The sequence below is a fragment of the Streptomyces sp. NRRL F-525 genome (assembly GCF_000716605.1).
Taxonomy (GTDB): Bacteria; Actinomycetota; Actinomycetes; order Streptomycetales; family Streptomycetaceae; genus Streptomyces.
In genome coordinates this window covers 1-19,920 of sequence record NZ_JNXE01000009.1, presented here as the reverse complement: position 1 = coordinate 19,920, position 19,920 = coordinate 1, and the positions used below count along the sequence as shown (strand labels likewise).

Genomic DNA, 19,920 nt, shown 5'->3' with positions numbered 1-19,920 from the left:
TGGCAGACCGACCGCACGGCGCGCACCGCCTACTCCTGCAGCGCCCTGTGTCGCCACGCCAGCAGATCAACGCACTCACGCAGGTCGGGCCGCGGCGGGTCGGCGTGTTCCAGCATCGCCATGATGGCCGGGATGGTGCGGCCGGCGGCGACGAGGCCGTCCACCTCTGCTCGCGCCTCCGCCGACAGCCTGTTCCACACCGCGTTGTCCACGTGTGGATCCAATCAGGCGAACGGCCGTGGCTCGCGAGCCGGTTGATGCAACTCCTCGTCCTGTTGCCGTGCGGGGGGAGAAAGCCGCCGACCCGCTCCCTGCCGGCCAACTACTCTGCGGACGCGCCGCGTTACCCAGTGCGGTCGGTGGAGGAGGAATCCTGTGTCAGCGTCCTGTGACCCCGCGTACGCCCCCGTCGGTGATGTGGGTGCCGCGCTCATGATGGTCGACTCGCGGCTCAAGGCCGTTCATGCCGGGAAGTTCGCGTCGGATCGCGAACAGCAGGAGTTGATGGAGCAGTTCCTCGCGTCGCTCGGGCCCAGCGGGCTGGACGACCTGGTGGACGGCGCGTGCACGCTCATCTATATGTTCATGACGTGGCTGAGGAAGGCCCACGAGAGCGAGGGCAAGGACGTCGTCGAGTACGTGGTGCCCACCCTTGTCGCCACGATGCGGATGATGCCCAGGAGTTGTCCCCCCGAGGTCATCCCCATGATGGTCGGCCTGGTGATCGCCGCCGGTACCGAACTGAGCCCCAACCTGTGGCGTCAGCGGTACGGCGACTGGACCAAGGAGGAGATGACTCCGCTGGAGGCCACGGCGTTCCTGCTCGCGGAACACATCAACCGCATCGCCGACAACCCCGACTTCGCCACCCGCATGATCCTGGACGCGCTGACCAATGCCCGTGGGGGAGGAGAGGGCTAGAAGTCGCGGCGTGGGAAGGGGAGTTCAGGGTGTGCGTGCGCAGCCAGTGGCGGGCCCCCGCAAGGAGTTGGCGGTCACGCGGTGGAGGAGCGGGCGCGGTCGAGGTAGGCGGTCAGGTCGTGCCAGGCGTCGGCCGGGGCCGTCGGGTCGCCGGACATCGCGGCCGGCTCGTGCCGCCAGGCGGAGCGCACCGCGGCCGAGACACCGCTGTCACCCCCGGTGAACAGCGAACTCAGCTCGTCCATGCGTTCCACCAGCTTCCTCACCCGGGGTGCCGTCGGCTCCACCCCGGCGGTCCGCAGCGCCTCGGCCCTGCGGTACAGCTCCGGCCACTCGACCTCCAGGAGGTAATGGGCGGCGGGGCCGAGTACCGTCGCCCGGTCGTGCAGCGTGTGTATCTGGTCGTCGTCGAGATGGCGCCGCAGCGCCTGCCCGCTCTCCGGTCCCGCGCTGACCATCGTCCGGAGCGCGCCGATCAACGCGGAGACGTCCGGCGCCCGGTCGGAGGCCAACTCGTCGTGGACGTAGGCCAGTTGTCGCCTCAGGGATTCCAGGGACGCGATGGAGGCCTCTACGGCGGCCAGGTGCTCGTTCACCAGCCGGACCGGGTCTACCCCGACGTCCAGGCAGGTGGCGATGGTCTCCAGTCCCAGCCCGAGTCGGCGCAGCGCGAGAACCTGATACAGGCGGATCACATCCTGCTCGGTGTACTCGCGGTGCCCGGCGGCCGTACGCCTGGACGGGCCGAGCAGCCCGATCCGGTCCCAGTGATGCAACGTACGAACAGTCAGCCCACTCGCCTCGGCGAGCGCTCCGACCTTCCATGTCTGGTCGATGCCCATGCGTCAACGATGCTCCCTGACGCCGTGTGAGGTGCAAGCCCGCGGGATCGGCCTCTCGCCTCTCAAGGGGCGCCGAGTTCGCCTCGGTCATGCCTCCATGGACGCGCTGTCGGCCCGAGTCGTCACCGTGCCGGGCTCGGGCACGTCACCCGAGTCACCCATGTCACCCACGCCGCCGTCCCGCCTCGCCCCCACGCACAACCACACATAGACCAGGTCGAGCACGCTGCACATGATGCCCAGGCCGAGCAGGAACCCGTCGTGCTGGAGGGCGCCGAACAGGATCGTGGGCGCGAGTGTGCCGAGCCACTTGGCCACGGCGATCGTCACCGACTGCCCGCGCAGGCCGCGTCGCGCGACGAACATCGCGATGAACAGGGCGGACATCAGCAGGTTCTGGAGGAACGCCGAGTAGCCGGCCCCGTCCTCCGCGCCGAACTTCGCCAGGAACAGCCACTGCACGGCGAACGACATCCCGAACAGCAGCACGCTCAGCCCGGCGAACATCCGGGGCGTGACGAACGAGGGGAAGTCGGCGCGGCCGTAGCGGAAGAACGTGTAGACGATGACCGCGTCGGCGATGCCCCACACCAGGTTGATGCCGCCCTGCACGGACGGGTCGAAGACCAGGTTGTGCACCGCGTACGTCCACTCCCAGGCGAAGTTGAGACCCAGGGCTACGGCGGGCATGGCGTAGGTGCGTTCGCGGAACCCGATGCGGATCGCTTCGATGTACACGATCGTCCAGGCGATGCCGCTCGCGAGGATGAGGGCGATGTGCATCTGCGTCTCCTGTCGCGGATCTTCGAGGTGCGGATCTTCGAGGGGTCGCGCGGACGCTAACAGACAGGTTCGGGGGTGTGGGAGATGGCCGTCTTACGGAAGTGTGACGGGCGGGAGCCGCCATACGTAGGGGCAGGCGTCCGGACTTCTTGGGCAAGTTCCGTAGTCGGCTGCCAGACCTGGCAGTGGGTCACCGCGTTGGTGTCCGCGACAGCAAGCGCCCGGAAGACGGCGCCCCCCACCCGGCCCCCTACCCCACCCTCCCCGCAAAAGTGTGACACTTCACCGCGAAGTGTCACACTTCCACGGCCCACCCCTCCGGAGGCTGCGTCGGGAGGCTACTTGCGGGGCAACGACGTGTTGGTGATCGGGAGCTTCTGGACCGCCCCCGCCACGTACAGGTCCGTGGGAGCCGTGCGCAGCGTGAACGTGTCGTCGTAGGACGAGACACGGACCGACATGACGAAGAAGCCGTCGTCCTCCGCGGTCACCTTCACGTGGGACTGCTGCTCCCAGTACGTCTGCAGGAAGACCTCCGTGCCCTGGGGCTCGACGCCCTGGGGGAGGGTGACCTTGCCCTGGACGGTGAGGATGTCGCCGGCCTTCACCTTCTTCTTGTTGACCGAGTAACTGACCGAGCTGGAGCGGGCCTTGGTGGCGACCGTGGTCTCCGCGAAGTAGCCGTCCTGCGGGGTGTTGAGGTCGCCGTCCTCGTCGTAGAGGGCGGTGATGTGCACATCGCGCTGGACGTTGAGCAGGCTGCTGCCGCCCGTGCGGTCGATGTCGACGTCCGGGACCGTGAACTTCCCGTTGGCGTCGGTGACCGGCTTGCCCAGGTCGCGGGGCTCGTAGTAGTTGGGGTCGATCGGGTCGCCCCACGGGTTCCAGGTCGTGAACTGGACGACTTCCTGCAGGGTGACGGGGATGTTCGCCGCGGGGGTGCCGTCCGCCTTGGTGACGGTGCCGGTGACGTCGACGTGCCGTTCCTGGTAGTTGGTGCTGGTCGGGTTCGTCGTCACGGTCAGCACGTACGCGTCGCCGGGCGCGGCGTCCGAGGGGGCCGCGGAGGCGGCCGGTGCGGACAGGGCGCCGGTGGCGAGCAGCAGCGCGGCGGTGGCGGCGAGCCGCGTCGGCAGGGACTTCCTGGGCATGGGGGCAACTCCAACTTCGGTCGGGAATCGAGGAGTTGCGCCGCAGGTGTGCGACGCATCGGGTTCGACCGGCGGGGTGGGGTGGGAGTTGTCCCCTGTGTGTTCGCTGTTACGCGGCTGTGGTGTGCGGGGGGTTTGTCCGGGTTCCGGGTTCACCTGGACTTCGGACGCAGGCTGCCCCGCATTGCCCAACGCACCAAAAAGCGCCCCGCAGTTGACCCGCGGGGCGCCCTTCGTCGTCGTAGAACTGAGTGCTACTGGACGGCGACTACAGCTTCTCGATCACATAGTCGATGCACTTCGTCAGCGCCTCGACGTCCGCCGGGTCGATCGCCGGGAACATCGCCACGCGGAGCTGGTTGCGGCCGAGCTTGCGGTACGGCTCGGTGTCGACGATGCCGTTCGCGCGGAGGACCTTGGCGACGGCCGCCGCGTCGATCTCGTCGGCGAAGTCGATCGTGCCGATGACCTGCGAGCGCTTGGTGGCGTCGGACACGAACGGGGTCGCGTACTTCGACTCCTCCGCCCAGCTGTACAGGCGGCTCGACGAGTCCTTCGTGCGGGCCGTCGACCAGGACAGGCCGCCCTGGCCGTTGATCCACTCGAGCTGCTCGTTGAGGAGGAACAGGGTGGACAGGGCAGGGGTGTTGTACGTCTGGTTCTTGCGGGAGTTGTCGATCGCCGTGGGGAGCGAGAAGAACTCCGGGACGTGGCGGCCGGACGCGTGGATGCGCTCGGCGCGCTCGATCGCGGCGGGGGAGAAGACACCGATCCACAGGCCGCCGTCGGAGGCGAAGGACTTCTGCGGGGCGAAGTAGTAGACGTCCGTCTCGGCGATGTCGACCGGGAGGCCGCCCGCGCCCGACGTCGCGTCCACGAGGACCAGCGCGCCCTCGTCGGCTCCCGCGACCCGCTTGATGGGGGCCGCGACGCCCGTCGACGTCTCGTTGTGCGTGTACGCGTACACGTCCACGCCCGCCTCGGCGGCCGGCTCGGGGTGCGTGCCGGGGTCGGAGGAGATGACCGTCGGCTCGGCCAGCCACGGCGCCAGCTTGGCCGCCTTCGCGAACTTCGAGCTGAACTCGCCGAAGGTCAGGTGCTGCGACTTGTTGTCGATGAGCCCGTGGGTCGCGACGTCCCAGAAGGCCGTCGAACCGCCGTTGCCGAGGACGACCTCGTAGCCCTCGGGCAGCGAGAACAGCGCGGAGACGCCCTCACGCACCTTGCCGACCAGGTTCTTGACCGGGGCCTGGCGGTGGGACGTACCCAGCAGAGACGTACCGGTGGCGGCCAGCGCGTCCAGCGCCTCCGTCCGCACCTTGGAGGGGCCAGCGCCGAAACGTCCGTCGGCGGGCTTGATGTCAGCGGGAATCTGGATATCAGCCACGAGCCGGAGCGTATCCCCTCGGTGAAACCGGACGGAAACGCGTCCGTTCGATGAGACGACCGCTCCGGCCTGTGGACAGACGGTGATCTACGGCGATCTACGGAGCGAGCCGCACCGGCAGTTCGAAGATGTCGTTCTGCGTCACCACCGGCTTGTTGCGGAGCTCGCTCGCCGGGACCGCCAGGTCCAGGTGCGGGTAGCGCTCGTAGAGGGCCGGGAGCGCCACGTCCGCCTCCAGGCGGGAGAGGGCCGCGCCGGGGCAGACGTGCGGGCCGTGGCCGAAGGAGATGTGGCGGTTCTCGCTGGTGCGGGTGATGTCGAACTCGCCCGCCGTCGGGCCGTGGGCCTCCTCGTCGCGGCCGATCGCGGCGTACGACACGATCAGCGCGTCCCCGGCCGGGAGGATCTTGTCGCCGACCTGGACGTCCTCCGTGGCGAAGCGGATCAGAACGTGCGAGGTGGGCGTCGAGTGGCGCAGGGTCTCCTCGACCACCGAGGACCAGTCGGCCTCGCCGGCCAGGACGAGGGCGCGCTGGACGGGGTGCGTCGAGAGGTTGACGACCGCGTTGACGATCAGCGAGATGGTCGTCTCGTGGCCGGCCGCGACCATCAGCTGGAGCGTGGAGACGATCTCCTCGTCGGTGAGGTGGTCGCCGTTCTCGGACGCCGCGATCAGCGCCGACGTCAGGTCGTCGCCCGGCTCCGCCCGCTTCGCCGCGACCGTCTGCGCCATGATGCCGGCGAGCTCCGTCAGCGTCGCGATGACCTCCGCCGGCGGCGTCTGCGTCGAGAAGAACTTCTCGAACAGCTCCTTCAGGCGCGGGAGTTGGTCCTCCGCTATGCCCATCAGGTCGGCGATGACGTACATGGGGAGCGGGTACGCGAACGCCGCCTTCAGATCGACCTCGTCCGCGTCCCCGTCCAGGCCGTCGAGCAGGCTCTGCGTCCGCTTCGCGATCCGCTCCCGCATCTGCTCCACCCGGCGCGGGGTGAGCGCCTGCGCGACCAGCGTGCGCATCCGGCGGTGGTCCGCGCCGTCCACGGTCAGCATCGAACGGCCCGGGTTCGCCAGCCCGATCAGCGGCCAGTCCGCGGGGATCTCACCGCGCTGCCAGGCGCCCCAGACGTTGATGTCCTTCACCAGCCGCGGATCCGTGAGCAGCTGTTTCGCCTCGGCGTGCCGCGTCACCGCCCACACGGGCACGCCACCGGGCAGCTCTACGGCGGCCAGCGGACCGGCCGCGCGCAGCCTGGCGCTCTCGCCGTCCAGGTCGCCGACGAAGGGGTCGAGGACGATACGGGTCTCTTCGGTACCGGTGCTCATACGGGAGTTCCTCCAAGGGCAGGGGTGGGGTACCGCGTCCTTCCGGGGGTCGGGGTCAACTCCCGGGCGCCCGGCGGGCGTTGTGGTGCCGCCGGGGTGACGCAGGATCGGTGCTGGAAGCTCAGAGCGCGGGCACGGGCGTGAACCGCACCGGCAGTTCGGTCAGGCCCCGCAGCCACGGCGAGGGCCGGCGCGTGAGGGACTCGGCCGGTACCGCCAGGTCGATGTCCGGGAGGCGGTCCAGGACGACCTCGATGCCCGTCCGCGCGATCACCTCGGCCACCTCCTGCGCCGGGAACGGACACCGGTGCTCCCCGTGCCCGAAGGAGAAGTGCGCGTTGTTGCCGCCGGTGAGCGCGGAGCCGTCGGTGCGGACCTGGGGGTCGGAGTTGGCGCCCTGGAGACCGAGGAGGAGCAGGTCGCCGGCGCGGATGCGGCGGCCGCCGAGCTGGGTGTCGCGGGAGGCCCAGCGCCCGGCCACGTTCTGGGTCGGGGTGTCCTCCCAGAGGACCTCGTTCATCGCCTCGGCGACACTGTTGCGGCCGCCGAACAGCGAGGCCGCGAAACGGTCGTCGGTCAGCATCAGCCGCAGCGAGTTGCCGATCCAGTCGGCGGTCGGCTGGTGACCGGCCGCCATCATCACCATCAAGTCCTGGGCGATCTCGATGTCGTTGAAGCCGGACTCGTGCGTCAGCATCCTCGATACGACGTCGTCGGCCGGCGCTTCCTTCCGGTCGGCCAGCAACTGCCCCATGGACGTGGCCAGATGGGTCTGCCCGGCGATCGCGCGCTCGCGCCCGTCGATCATGTCGTTGAGCGCGGTCACCAGCCCCGGACCCTGCTCGTCCCGGAAGCCGTAGAGCCGGGCCAGGACCCGTACCGGCAGCAGCATCGCGTAGTCGCCGACGATGTCCGTCTCGCCCTTGGCGCAGATCCCGTCGATCAGCTCGTCCGCGAACTTCTCGGTGTACGACCTGAGTTCGGACGGGTCGACGGCCTCCAGCGCGTCGCTGATCATGCCGACGCGCTCGCGGTGCCGCTCGCCGACCGTGTAGAGGATCGACGGCTGCCTACGGCCGATCATCGGCAGCAGCGGCCAGTCGTCCGGGATGCCGTCCCACTGGTTCCACAGGTCGGAGTCACGGCTGAACAGCACCGGATCGCCGGTGACTTGGTGCAGCTCGCGGTAGCCGAGCACCAGCCAGGCCGGGATGTCGCCGTCCAGCACCACGGGGGTCACGGCGCCGTGCTCGCGCCGCATCTCCCGGTACAGCCGCGCCGGTTCGGTCTGGAACCTGGGTCCACTCAGCGGTACGGGCGCGGTCACAGGGCCAACTCCTGGTGGGGGGAGGGGACTTCGAGGCGGGCGGCGCCCTGACCGTCGTAACGGCCCCTGGTCTGTTCGTTCTTGACGTGCTCGACCAGGGTGATCAGCACCTGTTTCGCGGACGCGCGGGAGCGGGCGTCGCAGTCCAGGAGGGGGACGTGCGGGTCGAGGTCGAGGGCCTCGCGGATCTGCTGCGGGGCGTAGGTCGGGCCGCCGAAGTCGTTGCAGGCCACGATGAAGGGGGTGCCGTGGTGTTCGAGGCGGTCGATCGCGTACCAGGAGTCGCCGATCCGACGGGTGTCGACGAGGACCACCGCGCCGAGCGTCCCGGAGAAGAGCCGGTCCCAGAGGAACCAGAACCTCTCCTGGCCGGGGGCGCCGAACAGGTACAGCACATTGCGGGCGTCGAGCGTGATGCGGCCGAAGTCGAAGGCGACGGTGGTCGCGGACTTGCCGCGCACCTCGCTGATGTCGTCGACGGCCTCGCCGGCCTTCGTCATCGTCTCCTCGGTGTTGAGGGGACGTATCTCGCTGACCGAGCGGACCAGCGTGGTCTTGCCGACGCCGAAGCCGCCGACGACCACGATCTTCAGGCCGTTGTCGGCGGAGGCACCCAAGGGGGTGCGCGCGTCAGAGGTTGCGGAGTCCAACGAGCACCTGTTCCAGGACGTCGGGATCGAGATCGGCCTTGCGCGGATGGCGGGCGCTGACCCGGCCGGCCGCGAGAAGGTCGGAGAGGAGGATCTTGGTGATGCTCACCGGGAGCTTCAGCTCGGCCGCCAACTCGACGACGGCCGTGGGGTGTTCGGTGATCCGCAGGATCGCCGCGTGCTCCGACTGCATCCCGGCCGCCGGATCGCACTCGGCGACCACGAGGGTCACCAGGTCGAACGGGCTGTCCGGGCCGGAACGGGCGCGGCCTCCGGTGAGCGTGTAGAGGCGGTCGGGTGAGTCGTCCCTGCCGGGGCGGCTCATGACGAGCGGGGTTCCGCGCGCAGGTGCTCGCCGAGCTGTTCGACCAGCTCGCTCATGTTGTGCCCGATCAGCCCCGCGTCCGCGTCCTCGGTGGTGACCAGGGCCAGGTGCGCGCCCTCGCCCGCCTCGACGATGAACAGCACGCCGCCGTAGAACTCCGTCATCGCGGAGCGCACGCCCCCGCTGCCGTCCCCGAACTCCACCGACGCGCCGTGCGACAGCGACTGGATCCCGGCGGCGATCGCGGCGAGCTGGTCGGCCTGGTCGACGGAGAGTTCGGGCGTCCGGCACAGCTTCAGGCCGTCCCGCGACAGCACGAGCGCGTGCCGCGCGCCCGGGGTGCGCTCCAGGAGGCCCTCGATGAGCCAGGTGAGCTTCTCGTCGGCGGTCGTCGTGCCGGTCATGAGGTGGGGTTGCCTTCCGAGTGGGAGAGGGAGGGGGTGGGCTCTGCTGGTACGGGGCTGTCCGCGTCGGTGCCGGACGCGCGCGTGCCCCCCTGGTCGGTCGCCGCCTCGCGTACGGCCTGGCGGAAGCTGTTGAAGCGGGCGGTGCGGGCGAGGGTGTCGTCTGCGGAGGGGGCGGGGCGCGGTGTCTCGGGGGCCGCGGACTCGGCACGCGCGCGTGAGCGTTCGGCCTCCGCGAGTGCCTGACCCCGGCGACGCTTGGGCAGGCCTTCGGGCAACGTGTTCGCTACGTCCGTCACCGCGTCGGCGAGGACACCGCGCTCCGGCGACTCGTGCGTGGGCACCGGGTCCGGGTCCAGGTCGGCGAGGGTGCGGCCGGCGGCGTAGGACATCCACGGATGGTCGCGGACGGAGGTCGCGGGCTCGGCAACCTCCTCCGGATCCAAGGGTGTCGAGGGCGACGCCGACGCCTCGGGGAGGTCCGGGGAGACCTGCGGTGCCGGCGCGTCCTGGGGCACCAGGATGTCCTGCGGTACGAGCATCAGGACGCCGGTGCCGCCCCGCGCGGAAGGCCGGTACGACACCTTCAGGCCGTACTTGCGGGCCAGCCGCCCGACGACCGCGAGGCCGAGCCGGGTGCCGGTGAGACCGCCCAGTTCGGCCGAGTCACCGGAGACGGCGCGTTCGGCGCGGCGCAGCTGGATGTCGCCCATGACCAGGCCGCTGTCCTCCACCGAGAGGATGACCCCGGCGGGCACCTCTTCTACGTAGACATGCACTTCGGCGCTCGGCGGCGAGAAGTTCGCGGCGTTGTCGAGGAGTTCGGCGAGCGCGTGCATCACGCCCTCGGCCGCGTGCCCGGCGACGGCGGTGTCGCTCGCGGAGTGCACCCGCACGCGCTGGTAGCCGCTGATTCGGCCCATCGCGCCCCGCAGGATCGACTCCATGGCGATCGGGCGGGCCCAACGGCGCCCGGAGCGCGCGCCCGTGAGGACGGCGACGGAGTCGGCGAGCCGGCCCGCCTGCGCGGTGCGGTGGTCGAGGTGGAGCAGGTCGGCGAGGACGTCCTCGTCCGAGTGCCGCTCCTCCATGGCGCGCAGGTCGGCGAGCATGCCGGTGGCCAGCGCCTGCATCCGGCCCGCCGCGTTGGCGGTCGCGGAGAGCGCGGCGGCCCGCTCGTGGGAGTCCCGGCGGGCGCGCTCGGCCAACTGCTTGTTCTCGGCGGCGAGTCGGGCGCGCTCCAGCTCGCTCTCCTCCGTGAGGCGGCCGCGCTCCTCCGCGAAGGAGGTGGTGAGCCGCATCCGCTCCTGGGAGAAGTCGGAGGTCAACCGGGCGCGTTCCTGCGAGAGTTCGGCGGTCAGCCGGGCCCGCTCGTGGGTCAGCTCCTCGGTCAGCTGCACGCGCTCCCGGTCGAAGTCCGTGCTCAGCCGGGCCCGTTCCTGCAGCAGGCGTCCCGCGTCCAGGGTGACGGCCTCCAGGCGGCGGCGGGTGATCCGGGCCGTCTGGTACGCGTGCGTGGCGAGCGCGACGGCCGCGCACAGCAGGAGCGCGCCGGCCCCGGCACCGCAGGCGACCGCGAGGCGCTTCGAGCCGGGTGTCACATAGACCGCGCCGGCGACCGCGAGCCCGGCCAGCACGGCGGTGAACAGGGGGACGGGGGCGACGGTGCGGAAGGTGGGTCGTTCGCCGGGAAGTATGGGGGCGGTCATGAAGGGGGTCCTCGGTCGGGTCCTCGGGCGTCTTTGGTCGTGGTCCTCAGTCGTCCTCGGTCGTGTCCTCGGGGGGTGCTCGTCGGGTTCCTGGGCGAGAAGCGACTCCGGGTGCTCAACTGTCGGTCACTATATGAGAATTAGTGATCGAACTGGGTGGGTTCTGGATGCGTTTACGGAATCGGTGCCCCGTGGGCGCGAAGCATCCCGGAACGATTCGCCCGATGCCGGACGGTCACTGTCAGTGGTCGGGTGCATGCTGGGGGCATGGCGGATCTTCAACCGGGCCTGGTGGATGTCCAGGCGGAACTGCGCAGGACCGTCCGGGGCGAGGTCGGTTTCGACGTCACGTCCCGGGCGCTGACGACCATGGACGCGTCCAACTACCGACGCGTCCCCCTGGGTGTCGTAGCGCCCCGTGACGCCGACGACGTTGCGGCGACGCTCGCGGCCTGCCGGGCGCACGGGGTGCCGGTGGTGGCTCGCGGCGGCGGCACGTCGATCGCCGGCCAGGCGACGGGCACGGGCGTGGTCCTGGACTTCACCCGCCACATGAACGGCCTGGTGTCCCTGGACCCCGCGTCCCGTACGGCGGTCGTGCAGCCCGGCCTGGTCCTGGACCGCCTCCAACAGGCCGCCGCGCCCCACGGGTTGCGCTTCGGCCCCGACCCCTCGACCCACAGCCGCTGCACCCTCGGCGGCATGATCGGCAACAACTCGTGCGGCTCCCACTCGGTCGCCTGGGGCACGACGGCGGACAGTGTGAGCGGGCTGTCGGTGATCACCGCGCGGGGGGATCTCTTGCACCCCGGCCGCGACTGGAGGGGCGCCCCGGAAGGCCTGCGCCCGCTGGTGGAAGCCGAGTTGGCCCGCCTGCGCACCGGCTTCCCGGACCTCCCCCGCCGTATCTCGGGGTACGCGCTGGACGCCCTGCTCCCCGAGAACGGCGCGGATGTCGCCCGCTCCTTCTGCGGCAGCGAGGGCACCCTGGGCATCCTCACGGAGGCGGTCGTACGCCTCGTCGAGGCACCCCGCGCGCGTGCGCTGGCGATACTCGGTTACACCGACGAGAGCGGGGCGGCGGAGGCGGCGGCAGGCCTGCTGGTCCACGGCCCGCTGACGGTGGAGGGCATGGCGGCCGACCTGGTCCGCTCCACCGCCGACCTCCCCCGGGGCGGCGCCTGGCTGTTCGTCGAGACCGGCGGCGACACGGAGGCGGAGGCACGCGCGCGTGCGGAGACGATCGTCCGCGCGGCCGACGTCGTCGACTCCCTGGTGGTGACGGACCCTTCGGCTCAACGGGCCCTGTGGCGCGTCCGCGAGGACGCGAGCGGTACGGCGACGCGCATGCCGGACGGCTCGGAGGCGTGGCCGGGCTGGGAGGACTGCGCGGTGCCGCCGGCTCAACTGGGCCCGTATCTACGGGACTTCAGGAGCTTGCTCGGAACACACGGCCTACGGGGCACGCCGTACGGCCACTTCGGGGACGGCTGCATCCATGTCCGCATCGACTTCGACCTGCTGACGGAGCCGGGGGTGGCCCGCTTCCGCCGCTTCTCGGAGGAGCTGGCGGAGTTGGTGGCGGCACACGGCGGCTCGCTCTCCGGCGAACACGGGGACGGCCAGGCACGCGCGGAACTCCTCCCGAAGATGTACGGCGCCGAGATGGTGACCCTGTTCGAGCGCGCGAAGGGAGTCTGGGACCCGGACGACCTCCTCAACCCCGGGATGCTCGTGCGGCCCGCCCCGCTGGACACGAACCTCCGCTTCTCGGTGCTCCCGCGCGAGCCGGTGGACGTGGTGTTCGGTTACCCGGCCGACGGCGGCGACTTCTCGGCGGCGGTCCGACGCTGCGTCGGGGTGGCCAAGTGCCGTACGACAGAGGTGAATGGCTCCGCCGTGATGTGCCCGTCGTTCCGGGCGACGGGCGAGGAGGCGCACTCCACGCGCGGGCGTGCCCGCCTCCTCCACGAGATGCTCGCGGGCGAACTGGTCACCGACGGCTGGCAGTCGACGGAGGTCCGTGACGCGCTGGACCTCTGCCTGTCCTGCAAGGGCTGCCGCACGGACTGCCCGGTCGGGGTCGACATGGCCACGTACAAGGCGGAGTTCCTGCACCACCACTACGAGGGGCGGCGCAGGCCCGCGGCCCACTACGCGATGGGCTGGCTGCCGCGCTGGCTACGGCTGGTGGCGCGCACGCGCACGGCGTGGCTGGTCAACTCCCTAGCCTCCGTAGGGCCGTTGGCGGCGCTGGCGAAGAGGCTCGGCGGGATCGCGACCGAGCGGAGGATTCCGCGGGTGGCGGGGGTGACGTTCACGAGGGCGTGGCGGCGGCAGGCCAGAGCGGAGGCGCGGCGGAGCATGCGGGCGGGGGCGGAGTACGAGGAGACTCCCACCCGGGGCCGTGTCCATCTGTGGCCGGACACCTTCACGGAGCACCTGTCACCGTCGGTCGGCCACGCGGCCGTGCGGGTGCTGGAGGCGGCAGGCCTGGGCGTACTCCCGGTCCTGCCGGTGATGAGGGGGAAGCAGGTCTGCTGCGGCCTGACCTACGTCTCGACGGGCCAACTGGACCGCGCCCGTGCGGTGTTGCTCCGGACGCTGGACGAGATGGACAAGCTCCCGGGCATGGGTGACGTGCCCATTGTCGTCCTGGAACCGAGCTGCGCGGCGGCCCTCCGCACGGACCTCCCGGAGCTGCTGCCAAACGACCCGAGGGCAGCCCGCCTCTCCGCCTCGATCCTCACCTTCGCCGAAGCCCTGGAGCAGCTCGCCCCCGACTGGACCCCGCCCGGCGTCGACCGCCCCGCGATCGGCCAGACCCACTGCCACCAGCACGCGGTCCTGGGCGACGCCCCCGACCGTCGCCTCCGCACAGCAGCGGGCCTGACGGGCGAACTGGCGGGCGGCTGCTGCGGGTTGGCAGGCAACTTCGGCTTCGAGAAGGGCCACTACGAGGTGTCGACGACATGCGCGGAGGAACAACTCCTCCCGGCGGTACGCGAGGCACCGGAGGACGCGCTGATCCTGGCGGACGGCTTCTCGTGCCGCACACAGCTGGAGCAGCTGGCAGGCGTACGGGGCCGACACCTGGCGGAGATCCTGGCGGACGCGCTGGAGGGAGAAGAGAAGTGACCGACGAACCGGCCCGGGTCGCCGTCCTCTCCGACATCCACGGCGTACTCCCCGCCCTGGAAGCGGTCCTCGCCGAACCGGAGGTGGCCGCCGCCGACCGCGTCGTCCTCACCGGCGACATCACGGCGGGCCCCCAACCGGCGGAAGTGGTGGACCTGTTGAGAGCCGAGGCCGACCGGGTCCTGTGGATCTCGGGCAACGCCGACCGCGAACTGGTCGAGTACCGCAGAGGCGAACGCACCGAGATCCCCGACCCCATCGCCCCCTACGCGGCGACCGCCCTCCGCCCCGACCAGATCGACTTCCTGGCCACCCTCCCCAAGACGCTCACCCTTCCGATCCGTGGCCTGGGCAGGGTCCTGTTCTGCCACGCGACTCCCCGCGACGACGAGGAAGTCGTCCTGGTCGACTCCCGCCCCGCCCGCTGGACGGAGGTCCTCACCGGCCTCGACGACGACATCCGCACGATCGTCTGCGGCCACACCCACATGCCGTACATCCGCCTCGCGCACGGCCGCCTGATCGTCAACCCCGGCAGCGTCGGCATGCCGTACGGCCGCCCCGGCGCCCACTGGTGCCTGCTCGGCCCCGGCACGGACCTGCGGGTGACGCCGTACGACATTCCGGCGGCGATCGCCCGCCTCACTCGCGAGTCCGGCTACCCGGAGATCGCCCAGTGGGCGGACTACTTCCTCAACGCGCGGGCGTCGGACACGGAGGCGCTGGAGGTGTTCGGACCCCGGGACGGGCGCGGGTGACTGCCTAGGCTGGCCGTTCGACCACGCTTTCGATCCGTCAGGGAGCCCGCGTATGACCAGCCTCCGTCTCCGCCCCATCACCCCCGCCGAACACCTCGCGTTCATCGCCGCGCGCCCCTCCGCCAGCCATATGCAGGTGCCGTCGTGGGGTGCGGTGAAGCCCGACTGGCGGGCGGAGAGCCTGGGGTGGTTCGAGGAGACGAGCGGGCAACTGGTCGGTGTGGGGCTGGTGTTGTACCGGCCCGTGCCCAAACTCAAGAAGTACCTCGCGTACCTGCCCGAGGGCCCGGTGATCGACTGGCACGCCGCCGATCTCGACCGCTGGCTCGACCCGATGCTCGCGCACCTCAAGTCGCAGGGCGCGTTCACGGTGAAGATGGGCCCGCCCGTCGTCGTACGCCGCTGGAGCGCGGACGCGGTGAAGGCGGCGATCGCCGACCCCGACGCGCGCCGGCTGAAGGACGCCGCGCCCACGTCGTACGAACCCCGCGCCTACGAGGTCGCCGACCGCCTGCGCCGCGCGGGCTGGCAGCAGACGGAAGCCGGGGGAGAGGAGGGCTTCGCGGCCGGCCAGCCCCGGTACGTGTTCCAAGTACCGTTCGCGGGCCGCTCGTTGGACGACATCCACCGCGGCCTCAACCAACAATGGCGGCGCAACATCAAGAAGGCCGAGAAGGCCGGCGTGAAGGTGGTCCAGGGCGGCTACGACGACCTCCCCGCCTTCTACGAGCTGTACGCCGAGACCGCCGAGCGCGACCGCTTCATCCCGCGCCCGCTGCCCTACTTCCAGCGCATGTGGACCGCCCTCACCGCCGAACACCCCGACCGCATGCGCCTCTACCTCGCCCACCACGACGGCGAGATCCTCGCCGCGGCCACGATGCTGACGGTCGGCCGGCACGTCTGGTACTCCTACGGCGCCTCCACCAGCCGCCGCCGCGAGGTGCAGCCCAACAACGCGATGCAGTGGCGCATGATGACCGACGCTCACCAACTCGGCGCGGCCGTATACGACTTCAGGGGCATCACCGACACCCTGGAGGAGTCCAACCACCTGCTGGGGCTGCTGCGTTTCAAGGCCGGCGCGGGCGGAGAGGCCGTCGAGTACCTGGGGGAGTGGGACTTCCCCCTCAACCGGCTGCTGCACAAGGCGCTGGACCTCTACATGGCGCGCCGCTGAGGGCTCCGTCTGAGGGCGGAAGCACAGGTTCATTAAGGCTGCTCTCAGCTTTATCAGAGAACTCTCAGGTTGGCGGCCGTAACTCAGGATTCACAAAGGTATTCACAGCCCATGTTTGCCGATCGCTCGACGACTTTGCTGCGACTTGGCTACAGGGCCGTGTAAGTTTCTGGGTGTCGGGAATTCCCCGGGCGGTAAAACGCTCGACTTTGACGCACAAATTCCACTGCACAACCTAGGAGTTCGGAATGGGCCTCAACAAGCTCGCCCCGCTGCCCAAGCCCAAGAAGCAGCAGCTGCCGCCCCCGCCCCCGAAGCCGCGCAAGAAGCACGAGCCCAAGCCGCTGCCGAAGCCGCTGCCCGGCCAGGACAGCTGAACCGGCAGTAGAAGAGGGCCGACCCACGCAGTCGGCCCTCTTTTCTTTCCCGAATTCGAAAATCCAAAGAATTCTGATGACGGAAAGCGAAGGGGACAGTGGACATGGATACGGACGAGGAAGACCTCGAATACGACGAGGACTACGGAACTCCCACCATTCCCGCCCGCACCGCTTTCCGTCGTTTCTGGCCGCTGACCCGCGGTCTCAGACGCTGGCTGGTCCTCGTCTGGGTGTGCACGGTGATCGGCGCGCTCGCCGAGACCGAGGCCATCCTCCTCTTCGCCGACCTCACCGACCGCGCCCTCGCGAAGGGCTCACTGAGCGCGTTCTGGAGCCCCGCCGTGAAGTGGCTGGGCGTCGCGCTCGTCGGCGCGCTCGTCTCGTACGCCGGCAACTCCCTCGCCGCCTGGGCCACCGAACGCTTCGTCATGAGACTGCGCGAGCATGTCTTCGACCACGTACAGCAGTTGCCCCCGCACTTCTTCCAACGGCACCGCCAGGGCGACCTGTTGTCCCGCCTCACCAGCGACGTCGAGGCGATCGAGACCCTCGTCGTCTCCGGCGTCATAGGCACCGCCTCCGCGCTCTTCTCCGCCCTCTTCTACGCGGCAGCCGCGTTCTGGCTCCGCTGGGACCTCGCGGCCGCCACCTTCGTCCTCGCCCCCCTCTTCTGGGTCGCGGCCCGCCGCTTCTCCGGCTCCATCAAGGACGTCTCGCGCGAGGGCCGGGTCGCCGACGGCGCGATCACCTCGGTCGTCGAGGAGTCCCTCGGCAACATCGTCCTCACCCAGGCCTACGGCCGCCGCGACGCCGAACGCCGCCGCCTGAACGAGGAGGCCGGCGCCTGGTTCCGCGCCTCCGTCCGCTCGACCCGGCTCAACGAGGCGTACGAGCAACTCGTCTCCGTCATCGAGACCGTGTGCGTGCTCGCCGTCATCGGCATCGGCGCGTGGGAGATCTCGACGGGCCGCATGACCCTCGGCCAACTCCTCGCGTTCTCGGCCTTCTTGGGCTACCTCTACCCGCCCGTCCGCGGCCTGGCCCAACTCGGCCTCACCATCACCGCCGCCACCGCGGGCGCCGAACGCCTCATCGAGATCCTCGACGTCCGCCCCTCCGTCACCGACCCCGCCCGCGACTCCGAGACCGGCCGCCCCGACGGCACGGTCGAACTCCGCGACGTCACCTTCAGTTACCCGGGAGCCGACCGAGCGGCCCTTGAGGGCCTCTCCTTCACCGTCAACCCCGGCGAACTGGTGATCGTCACCGGCCCCAGCGGCGCCGGCAAGTCCACCGTCTCCAAAATGCTGCTCCGCTTCTACGACCCCGATGCCGGCGATGTCCTGCTCGACGGCGTCCCCCTGCGGGACCTCCCCCTCGCCCGCCTGCGCGAGTACGTCACCCTGCTCCCCCAGGAGACCCTGGTCCTGCACGACACCGTCCGCGCGAACATCGCCTGCGGCCGCCCCGGCGCGAGCGAGCAGGCGATCATGGACGCGGCTGTCGCTGCCGACGCCCACGAGTTCATCCTCCGCCTCCCCGACGGCTACGACACGAAGGTCGACCCCAACTCGGCCCGCCTGTCCGGCGGTCAGCTCCAGCGCCTGGCGATCGCCCGCGCGATCCTGCGCGACGCCCCGGTCCTGGTCCTCGACGAACCGACCACCGGCTTGGACTCGATGGCCGCCCGCCGGGTCGTGAAGCCTTTGCGCCGACTGATGGCGGGCCGTACGACCATCATGATCACCCACGACCTCAACCTCGCCCCCGACGCCGACCGCATCCTGGTCGTGGACCGGGGCCGGATCGTGGAGACGGGCCGGCACGCCGAGCTGATGGCGCTGGGCGGGGCGTACTCGCGGCTGCACCGGTCGCAGAACAACGCGGTGATGGACACCGGGGAGCTGAGGCTGCCGTCGTTCGCGGAGGCGGGCGTGGGTTACGGCTACCCCGCGGCGCCGGTCTTCGTCGAGAGCTGGGCGCCGCAGACGTACGAGCCGCCGTACGGGTCGACGTATCAACCGGCCTACCCGCAGCCCGAGTACCCGGAGTACTCCGATCCCCTGTACTCCGATCCTCTCTTCGGGCCCATGCCCACCACCCTCCCCGACGGTAGGCCCCTGTTCCGGGACTAGCCTCAATGACAGTTGCATAAAGGGTTCGCACACCTGTCGAAGTCCATTACCATGGACCGAGCAGTGCATCGTGATGGACGAATGCGCGCTGAACCGAGCCCTGGAAGCCCCCGTGAGCATCCCCAGTACGACGACCCCCGTCCCCGTGGCCACTCCGACCAACGCCCCGCGCCGCAGGGGCTCGCTCGGGCCGGTGGGTCTGGTGCTGGCCGGGGGTGTCTCGGTGCAGTTCGGCGGTGCGCTGGCGGTGACGCTGATGCCCAGGGTGGGGGCGCTGGGTGTGGTGACGCTGCGGCTGCTGGTGGCCGCGGTGGTTCTCCTCGTGATCTGTCGGCCGAGCCTGCGGGGCCACTCGCGGGCCGACTGGGGCACGGTCGTCATCTTCGGCATCACCATGGCCGCGATGAACGGCCTCTTCTACCAGTCGCTGGCCCGCATCCCCCTGGGACCGGCGGTGACGCTGGAGGTACTGGGCCCGCTCGCCCTCTCGGTCCTGACGTCCCGGCGTGCGCTGAACGCGGTCTGGGCTGGACTTGCCCTGGCCGGCGTCTTCCTCCTCGGCGGCGGAGGCTTCAGCAGCCTGGACCCTGTAGGCGTGGCCTTCGCCCTAGGGGCCGGAGCCATGTGGGCCACGTACATAGTCTTCAGCGCTCGTACGGGACGCCGCTTCCCGCAGGCCGATGGGTTGGCGTTGGCGATGGTTGTGGCGGCGGTGGTTTTTCTTCCGCTCGGCGTCGTGGAGTCAGGCACGAAGCTCCTGAACCCGGCGACGATCGCCCTCGGATCCGCGGTGGCGATCCTGTCTTCGGTCCTTCCCTACACACTTGAACTCCTGGCGTTGCGCCGCCTCCCCTCCTCGACCTTCGCCATCCTGATGAGCCTGGAACCGGCTGTGGCGGCAACCGCGGGCTTCCTGATCCTTCATCAGGCGCTGTCTGTTCCTGAGGCCATGGCTATCGCGCTGGTTATTGCGGCGAGCATGGGGGCGGTGCGGACACAGGTGGGGCGGGGGAAGGCGAACGTAGAGGTGTAGGTGAACGTTGGGCCACTCGCTTCTTGGCCAGTGTCGGGCTTCCGCGGCCCGAGTAAAGGGCGCTCCCTGCGGTCGCGTCGCCTTCGGCGATTCCGCTTCGCTCCACCCTTGACTAGGGCCGCTCCAGCCCGTTTGAGAAGCGAGCGAGTGGCCCGGAGGGATGGGTGGCCAGGCAGACATCCCCCTGTCTGAACTGAGTTGCCGGCCGGTGTGGAGGGGCCGCGTCCGCGTCTCGCCTGCACGCCGGGTGGGCTTAGCGGCTATCTGCCGGTGGGGTGTGGGGGTACGAGCGTGCGCGCTGCCGTCTCGCCAGCACGCCGCCTCGGCTCAGCGGCCAGCCCCCGGTGGGTGGTTGCTGGAAGCCGGGGGAAAATCTAACCACCCTCGCAGGCTTTTACTGGTTAGGAATGGCCCCGGCTTCCAGAGAGCGCGGGGGGGCGGGGCCGGGGGTGGGTGGGGCTGGGGAGGGGGGA

At 70.3% G+C, this 19,920-nt stretch carries 18 protein-coding genes; 7 read left to right on the top strand and 11 right to left on the bottom strand.

What is annotated here, in order from left to right; genetic code table 11:
- Positions 1–29 precede the first annotated feature (29 nt).
- Positions 30–212 carry a hypothetical protein gene (locus tag OO69_RS15250; RefSeq protein ID WP_033281175.1) on the bottom strand — a complete coding sequence of 61 codons (183 nt, stop codon included), beginning with the start codon at positions 210–212 and terminating at the stop codon, positions 30–32.
- Between the two features lie 163 nt (positions 213–375).
- On the opposite strand from OO69_RS15250, the gene OO69_RS15245 reads away from it, so the two are divergent.
- On the top strand, positions 376–921 hold the full coding sequence (locus tag OO69_RS15245) for a hypothetical protein (protein ID WP_033281174.1): 546 nt from the start codon (positions 376–378) through the stop codon (positions 919–921).
- 74 nt (positions 922–995) lie between these two features.
- Here OO69_RS15245 and OO69_RS15240 read toward each other — a convergent pair whose 3' ends face one another.
- The 10 genes from OO69_RS15240 to OO69_RS15195 form a co-directional block, all read right to left on the bottom strand.
- Complete coding sequence (locus OO69_RS15240; RefSeq protein ID WP_033281173.1) at positions 996–1,763, bottom strand: MerR family transcriptional regulator; 768 nt, start codon at positions 1,761–1,763, stop codon at positions 996–998.
- An 87-nt stretch (positions 1,764–1,850) separates the two neighbouring features.
- The gene (locus tag OO69_RS15235) at positions 1,851–2,546 is read right to left on the bottom strand and encodes a hypothetical protein (RefSeq protein ID WP_033281172.1); all 696 of its coding nucleotides are present in this window, start codon (positions 2,544–2,546) and stop codon (positions 1,851–1,853) included.
- A gap of 338 nt (positions 2,547–2,884) precedes the next feature.
- The gene (locus tag OO69_RS15230; protein WP_033281171.1) at positions 2,885–3,697 is read right to left on the bottom strand and encodes a hypothetical protein; all 813 of its coding nucleotides are present in this window, start codon (positions 3,695–3,697) and stop codon (positions 2,885–2,887) included.
- A 268-nt stretch (positions 3,698–3,965) separates the two neighbouring features.
- Positions 3,966–5,084, bottom strand: coding sequence for a phosphoserine transaminase (gene serC, locus OO69_RS15225; RefSeq protein ID WP_033281170.1), 1,119 nt, complete (start codon positions 5,082–5,084; stop codon positions 3,966–3,968).
- Between the two features lie 97 nt (positions 5,085–5,181).
- Positions 5,182–6,408, bottom strand: coding sequence for a cytochrome P450 family protein (locus OO69_RS15220; RefSeq protein WP_033281169.1), 1,227 nt, complete (start codon positions 6,406–6,408; stop codon positions 5,182–5,184).
- A gap of 121 nt (positions 6,409–6,529) precedes the next feature.
- The gene (locus OO69_RS15215; protein ID WP_033281168.1) at positions 6,530–7,735 is read right to left on the bottom strand and encodes a cytochrome P450; all 1,206 of its coding nucleotides are present in this window, start codon (positions 7,733–7,735) and stop codon (positions 6,530–6,532) included.
- Entirely contained in the window at positions 7,732–8,385 is a 654-nt protein-coding gene (locus OO69_RS15210) for a GTP-binding protein (RefSeq protein WP_234444449.1), read from the bottom strand. The genes OO69_RS15215 and OO69_RS15210 overlap by 4 nt, the downstream gene beginning before the upstream one ends.
- Entirely contained in the window at positions 8,366–8,710 is a 345-nt protein-coding gene (locus tag OO69_RS15205) for a DUF742 domain-containing protein (RefSeq protein WP_033281166.1), read from the bottom strand. The genes OO69_RS15210 and OO69_RS15205 overlap by 20 nt, the downstream gene beginning before the upstream one ends.
- On the bottom strand, positions 8,707–9,114 hold the full coding sequence (locus OO69_RS15200; protein ID WP_033281165.1) for a roadblock/LC7 domain-containing protein: 408 nt from the start codon (positions 9,112–9,114) through the stop codon (positions 8,707–8,709). Before OO69_RS15200 ends, OO69_RS15205 begins: the two co-directional genes overlap by 4 nt.
- Positions 9,111–10,823 (bottom strand): sensor histidine kinase, encoded by a 1,713-nt coding sequence (locus OO69_RS15195; RefSeq protein WP_033281164.1) that lies wholly within the window; start codon positions 10,821–10,823, stop codon positions 9,111–9,113. The genes OO69_RS15200 and OO69_RS15195 overlap by 4 nt, the downstream gene beginning before the upstream one ends.
- A 267-nt stretch (positions 10,824–11,090) precedes the next feature.
- Here OO69_RS15195 and OO69_RS15190 point away from each other — a divergent pair, with 267 nt between their 5' ends.
- The 6 genes from OO69_RS15190 to OO69_RS15170 all read left to right on the top strand — a co-directional run bounded on the left by OO69_RS15190 (position 11,091) and on the right by OO69_RS15170 (position 19,447).
- Positions 11,091–13,961 (top strand): FAD-binding and (Fe-S)-binding domain-containing protein, encoded by a 2,871-nt coding sequence (locus tag OO69_RS15190; RefSeq protein ID WP_234444448.1) that lies wholly within the window; start codon positions 11,091–11,093, stop codon positions 13,959–13,961.
- Positions 13,958–14,719 carry a metallophosphoesterase family protein gene (locus OO69_RS15185; RefSeq protein ID WP_033281163.1) on the top strand — a complete coding sequence of 254 codons (762 nt, stop codon included), beginning with the start codon at positions 13,958–13,960 and terminating at the stop codon, positions 14,717–14,719. The genes OO69_RS15190 and OO69_RS15185 overlap by 4 nt, the downstream gene beginning before the upstream one ends.
- Before the next feature lie 52 nt (positions 14,720–14,771).
- Positions 14,772–15,899, top strand: coding sequence for a lipid II:glycine glycyltransferase FemX (locus tag OO69_RS15180; RefSeq protein WP_033281162.1), 1,128 nt, complete (start codon positions 14,772–14,774; stop codon positions 15,897–15,899).
- A gap of 248 nt (positions 15,900–16,147) precedes the next feature.
- Positions 16,148–16,276, top strand: a complete 129-nt coding sequence (locus OO69_RS53545) for a hypothetical protein (RefSeq protein WP_267885203.1) — start codon at positions 16,148–16,150, stop codon at positions 16,274–16,276.
- Positions 16,277–16,380: 104 nt separating this feature from the next.
- Positions 16,381–18,414, top strand: coding sequence for an ABC transporter ATP-binding protein (locus tag OO69_RS15175; protein WP_033281372.1), 2,034 nt, complete (start codon positions 16,381–16,383; stop codon positions 18,412–18,414).
- Between the two features lie 112 nt (positions 18,415–18,526).
- On the top strand, positions 18,527–19,447 hold the full coding sequence (locus OO69_RS15170) for an EamA family transporter (protein ID WP_033281161.1): 921 nt from the start codon (positions 18,527–18,529) through the stop codon (positions 19,445–19,447).
- Positions 19,448–19,920: the final 473 nt, after the last annotated feature.

Coding starts and splice junctions, on each gene's coding strand:
- OO69_RS15240 (WP_033281173.1), bottom strand. CDS start 1,763: ATGGGCATCGACCAGACATGGAAGGTCGGAGCGCTCGCCGAGGCGAGT.
- OO69_RS15235 (WP_033281172.1), bottom strand. CDS start 2,546: ATGCACATCGCCCTCATCCTCGCGAGCGGCATCGCCTGGACGATCGTG.
- OO69_RS15230 (WP_033281171.1), bottom strand. CDS start 3,697: ATGCCCAGGAAGTCCCTGCCGACGCGGCTCGCCGCCACCGCCGCGCTG.
- OO69_RS15220 (WP_033281169.1), bottom strand. CDS start 6,408: ATGAGCACCGGTACCGAAGAGACCCGTATCGTCCTCGACCCCTTCGTC.
- OO69_RS15205 (WP_033281166.1), bottom strand. CDS start 8,710: ATGAGCCGCCCCGGCAGGGACGACTCACCCGACCGCCTCTACACGCTC.
- OO69_RS15200 (WP_033281165.1), bottom strand. CDS start 9,114: ATGACCGGCACGACGACCGCCGACGAGAAGCTCACCTGGCTCATCGAG.
- OO69_RS15195 (WP_033281164.1), bottom strand. CDS start 10,823: ATGACCGCCCCCATACTTCCCGGCGAACGACCCACCTTCCGCACCGTC.
- OO69_RS15190 (WP_234444448.1), top strand. CDS start 11,091: ATGGCGGATCTTCAACCGGGCCTGGTGGATGTCCAGGCGGAACTGCGC.
- OO69_RS15180 (WP_033281162.1), top strand. CDS start 14,772: ATGACCAGCCTCCGTCTCCGCCCCATCACCCCCGCCGAACACCTCGCG.
- OO69_RS53545 (WP_267885203.1), top strand. CDS start 16,148: ATGGGCCTCAACAAGCTCGCCCCGCTGCCCAAGCCCAAGAAGCAGCAG.
- OO69_RS15175 (WP_033281372.1), top strand. CDS start 16,381: ATGGATACGGACGAGGAAGACCTCGAATACGACGAGGACTACGGAACT.